The sequence below is a fragment of the Micromonospora sp. KC606 genome (genome assembly GCF_004348675.1).
GTDB lineage: Bacteria > Actinomycetota > Actinomycetes > Mycobacteriales > Micromonosporaceae > Micromonospora.
In genome coordinates this window covers 1-4,202 of the sequence record NZ_SMKN01000327.1, presented here as the reverse complement: position 1 = coordinate 4,202, position 4,202 = coordinate 1, and the positions used below count along the sequence as shown (strand labels likewise).

The 4,202-nt window shown below is 73.3% G+C and carries 6 protein-coding genes; 2 read left to right on the top strand and 4 right to left on the bottom strand.

Annotated elements, in window-relative coordinates; genetic code table 11:
* Window positions 1-136 precede the first annotated feature (136 nt).
* Complete coding sequence (locus E1193_RS30305) at window positions 137-748, bottom strand: malonic semialdehyde reductase (protein ID WP_132186559.1); 612 nt, start codon at window positions 746-748, stop codon at window positions 137-139.
* 102 nt (window positions 749-850) lie between these two features.
* Here E1193_RS30305 and E1193_RS32650 point away from each other — a divergent pair, with 102 nt between their 5' ends.
* Window positions 851-1,192, top strand: a complete 342-nt coding sequence (locus tag E1193_RS32650) for a helix-turn-helix domain-containing protein (RefSeq protein ID WP_207922935.1) — start codon at window positions 851-853, stop codon at window positions 1,190-1,192.
* Window positions 1,193-1,195: 3 nt separating this feature from the next.
* Window positions 1,196-1,975, top strand: a complete 780-nt coding sequence (locus E1193_RS30300) for a GNAT family N-acetyltransferase (RefSeq protein WP_207922934.1) — start codon at window positions 1,196-1,198, stop codon at window positions 1,973-1,975.
* A gap of 46 nt (window positions 1,976-2,021) precedes the next feature.
* On the opposite strand, the gene def is transcribed toward E1193_RS30300, so the two are convergent.
* The 3 genes from def to E1193_RS30285 form a co-directional block, all read right to left on the bottom strand.
* Window positions 2,022-2,528 (bottom strand): peptide deformylase, encoded by a 507-nt coding sequence (def, locus tag E1193_RS30295; RefSeq protein ID WP_132186558.1) that lies wholly within the window; start codon window positions 2,526-2,528, stop codon window positions 2,022-2,024.
* Between the two features lie 10 nt (window positions 2,529-2,538).
* Window positions 2,539-3,324: a TetR/AcrR family transcriptional regulator gene (locus E1193_RS30290; protein ID WP_132186557.1), complete on the bottom strand. Its 786-nt coding sequence runs from the start codon at window positions 3,322-3,324 to the stop codon at window positions 2,539-2,541.
* A 56-nt stretch (window positions 3,325-3,380) separates the two neighbouring features.
* On the bottom strand, window positions 3,381-4,202 hold an 822-nt coding region (locus E1193_RS30285; protein ID WP_132186556.1), incomplete at its 5' end, for a chorismate-binding protein.

The following is a 4,202-nucleotide window of genomic DNA, read 5'->3' as shown; positions in this document are numbered from 1 at the left end:
CGGATGGCGTTGCGTCGGGGTGCGGGGTTCGTGCGGGTGGTGTTGTTGGTGGTGGTCGCGGCGTTGGTGGCGAAGCTGGGTTGGGACCAGTGGTCGGCGCGCTGAGGTGGTCGTGGCGGGTGGATCGGGGGCGGGCTCAGAGGTGCCGGACGGTGTCGCCGTAGTCCAGGCGGGGCAGGCGCGGGAACCAGGCGTCGGGGCCGGGGTGGCCGATGTTGACCAGCAACAGGGACTTCCAGCTGGTGTCGGTGAGGAATTCCCGGTCGACGCCGGCGTTGTCGAAGCCGGCCATGGGTCCGGCGGCGAGGCCGGCGGCGCGGACGCCGAGCAGGAAGTAGCCGATCTGCAGGGTGGCGTTGAACCGGGCCATCTGCTCGCGGTGGGGGTTGGCGGCGAGCTGTTCACGGCTGCCGGGGCGGATCGGGAAGATGGTGTCCATGTGCTCGTGGAAGTCGGTGTCGGCGGCGAGGACGGCGACGACGGGTGCGCTGGCGGCCTTGGCCTGGTTGCCCTCGGCGACGTGGGCGAGTAGCCGGTCGCGGGCGTCGCCCGGGCGGATGAACAGCACCCGCAGGGGCTGGGCGTTCATCGCGGTCGGCGGGTACTTGACCAGGTCGTAGATGGCGCGAAGGTGTGCGTCGGTGACGGGGGTGTCGGTGAAGGTGTTGGCGGTGCGGGCTTCGGTGAACAGCTGGGCCTGGGCTTCGGGGCTCAGGGTGATCAGGTGCTCGGGCAGCACGTCGGTCATCGGGGGTTCCTTTCTGACAATCGGGCAAGCGCTGCCACGACAGTAGCAGCTAGCTTTTCCGAAGTGTCTAGGCTGAGTCGAGGACCACGTATGCTGGTGGGCATGCCGGTCGACCATCAGCTCAGCAGTGGGCCCCGCGCCTGCCCGAGTGGTCTGTCCCGGGCGTTCGCGTTCCTCGGCAAGCGGTGGAACGGCGTGATCCTGGGCACCCTCGCGCAGGGGCCGGCCGGTTTCGCCGAGCTGACCCGCGCCATTCCCGCAATCAGCGAGTCGGTGCTGTCCGACCGCCTCGGTGAGCTGGCCCGTGTGGGGCTGGTCAGCCGCACCGTCAAGGAGGGGCCTCCGCTGGGGGTGAGTTACCAGCTCACCGATCGCGGCGTCGGTCTGCTGCCGGCCCTGCAGGAGTTGGCCCGCTGGGCCGACGAGCACCTGGAGGGCTGCTGAGCCGTGCCGGTCCGCGCCGAACACGACCGTGGCGTCCTGGCCGGGCTGCTGCGCCGCGACCCGGCGCTGTACGCCTATCAGTTGGGTGATCTCGACGATTTCTTCTGGCCGTACACATCGTGGTTTCGTCGCGGCGAGCAGGTGGCGCTGCTTTACCACGGGGTGGCCGAGCCGGTGCTGCTCGCGCTGGCCGCGCCGGAGGACCGGGCCGATCTGGCCGCGCTGGTCGCCGATCTGGTCCCGGTGTTGCCTGCCCGGCTGTGGGCGCACCTCTCCCCTGGCATCGAGGGGCTGTTGGGCCGCTGGTTCCGGGTCGACGGGGGCGGCCGGCACCTGCGGATGGCGCTGACCGACCAGGCGCGACTGGCCCGGTTCGACCCCGCTGGTGAGGTGCTCGGCGCCGACGACCTGTCGGCGCTGCGCGACCTGTACGCCGAGGCGTACCCGGGCAACTGGTTCGATCCGCGGATGCTCGACACTGGGAAGTACGTGGGGATTCGCCGGGCCGGGCGGCTCGTCGCCGTGGCCGGGGTACACGTCTGGTCTCCCACCTACCGGGTGGCGGCGCTGGGAAACGTCGCCACTCATCCGGCGTCACGGCGTGAGGGGATGGCCGCGTCCGCGGTCGCCGCGCTGTGCGCGCGGCTGCGCCCGCACGTCGATCAGATCGTGCTCAACGTGCGGGCTGACAACCTGTCCGCCGTCCGGCTCTACGAACGACTCGGTTTCACCCGCGCGGCCGACTTCACCGAGGGGCGGCTGACCCGGCGCGAGCTGGCCTGATGGCGCCCCGCCCGCCGCAGGTGGTGGCAGGGCCGCGGCGCACGGGTCACCGGCGGGTCGGCGAGTCGAACCGGCCGGCGCGGATCTCCCGCAGTGCCTGGCGGCGGGTCTGCCCCCGGAGGGTGTCGACGTAGAGGCGACCGCGGAGGTGGTCGGTCTCGTGCTGCAACGCGCGAGCCAGGAAGCCGCTGCCGGAGATGGTCAGCGGCTCGCCGTGCCGGTCGACGCCGCGCACGGTGGCGTGCATCGCCCGCCGGGTCGGGAAGTACAGGCCGGGGATGGACAGGCAGCCCTCGTCGTCGTCCTGCGACTGCTCGGACACCTCGATACTCGGGTTGATCATGTGCCCGCGGTGGCCGTCGGCGTCGTAGACGAACACCTGGGCGTCGACGCCGATCTGCGGGGCGGCAACTCCGGCCCGCCCGGGCGCGCCCAGCAGGGTGTCCATCAGGTCATCGACCAGACGCTGCAACTCCGTGTCGAAGCTGGTCACCGGTGCGCAGGCGGTGCGCAGGACGGGATCACCGATGATCCGGATCGGGCGTACGGTCATGGGCAGAAGACTATCCGCGCGTCGGCCGCGGCGGTGACCCGCCGCGCGCGCCGATCAGGACGGCCACGCCGTCGAGGATGCGCGCCAGCCCGAACTCGAACACCCGGGCGGGGTCCGAGGGGCCCTGGTACTCCTGCCCGGCGGTGGCGCCGACCCGCGCGGCGGTGGGGTATCGCCGGGGGTCCACCACCCTCTCCAGGTACGGGGCGTGCGCCCGCCACCACTGCTCGTCGGTCATGCCGGTGCGGTGGGCGGCCTGGGCTGCCTCCACCGCGCCGCGTACCGCGCCGTGGACGTAGCCGTCGACGAGAGTGACCACCGCGTCCATCTCCAGGTCGGTCAGGCCGACGCCTTCGACGGCACGCAGCGCGTACTCGTACTTGGCGGTGACGTTGGGGCCCAGCGGGGGGCGGGTGGTGGCGACCTGCAGCAGCCACGGGTGGCGCAGGTAGAGCGCCCAGTTCTCCCGGGCGATCAGCTCCAGCCGGCCACGCCAGCCGCCGGGGACGTCCTGCGGGCGGGCGGTCTCGCCGTAGACGGTGTCGAGCATGACGTCGAGCAGCTCACCCTTGCCGGGGACGTGGGTGTAGAGGGACATGGTGCCCACGTGGAGACGCTCGGCGACGCGGCGCATGGACAGCGCGGCCAGTCCGTCGGCGTCGGCGAGCTCGATGGCGGAGCGCACGATCCGGTCCACGCTCAGCTCGCCGCCCTTGCGGCTGGGTTTCTCCCGGGTCCGCCACAGCAGGGCGAGGCTGCGGGCGGGGTCGCCGGTGCCGCTGTACTCGACGCTCACGCCCACCACCCTAGCGACCCGCCGTACGGTACGGGGTACGGTGCCGGGTGCGAAAGTCAGCCGGAGGCGAGCAGGGCGCGCACCGGTGCGGCCTTGGCGGCCGCCTCGGCCACCTCGGCGGCCGGTTCGCTGTCCCAGGTGATGCCGCCGCCGGCCCAGCTGTGCAGCCGCCCGGCGTCGGCGGCGACGGTGCGGATGGTCAGACCCAGGTCGACCCGGCCGGGCCCGACCCAGCCGAGGCCACCCATGCTGGCGCCCCGGCCGACGGGTTCCAGGGCGGCGATCCGGTCGAGGGCGGCGAGTTTCGGCGCGCCGGTGACCGACCCGCCGGGGCAGACCGCGCGCAGCAGGTCGGCCAGGCCCAGGCCGTCGGCGAGCGCCGCGGACACCGTCGACTCGGCCTGCCACAGGTCGCACCAGCGGCGCACAGCGAACAGCTCGTCCACCCGCACCGAGCCGGTGCGGGCCACCCGGGCCAGGTCGTTGCGTTCCAAGTCGACGATCATGACGTGTTCGGCGCGTTCCTTGGCCGAGGCGAGCAGGTCACGGTGGCCGGCGGCGGTGGCCGGGCGGGTGCCCTTGATCGGCCGGGTGATCACCCGGCCGCGGGTGACCTCGACCAGGGTCTCCGGGGAGGCGCAGCCGACGGCCCAGCCGTCGCCGCGCAGGGTGCCGCCGTAGCGGGCGCCGGGCAGCGCGGCGAGACGGGCCAGCGCCGGCGCCGGGTCGCCCTGGTACGCGGCGGCGGCGTGGCCGACGACGTTGACCTGGTAGACGTCGCCGCGGCCGATGGCGGCGCGGACCGCCTCGACGGCGTCGGCGTGCTGTCGAGGGCTCCAGCTGTCCTGCCAGGGCCCGAGCCGCCAGCGGCCGGGCCC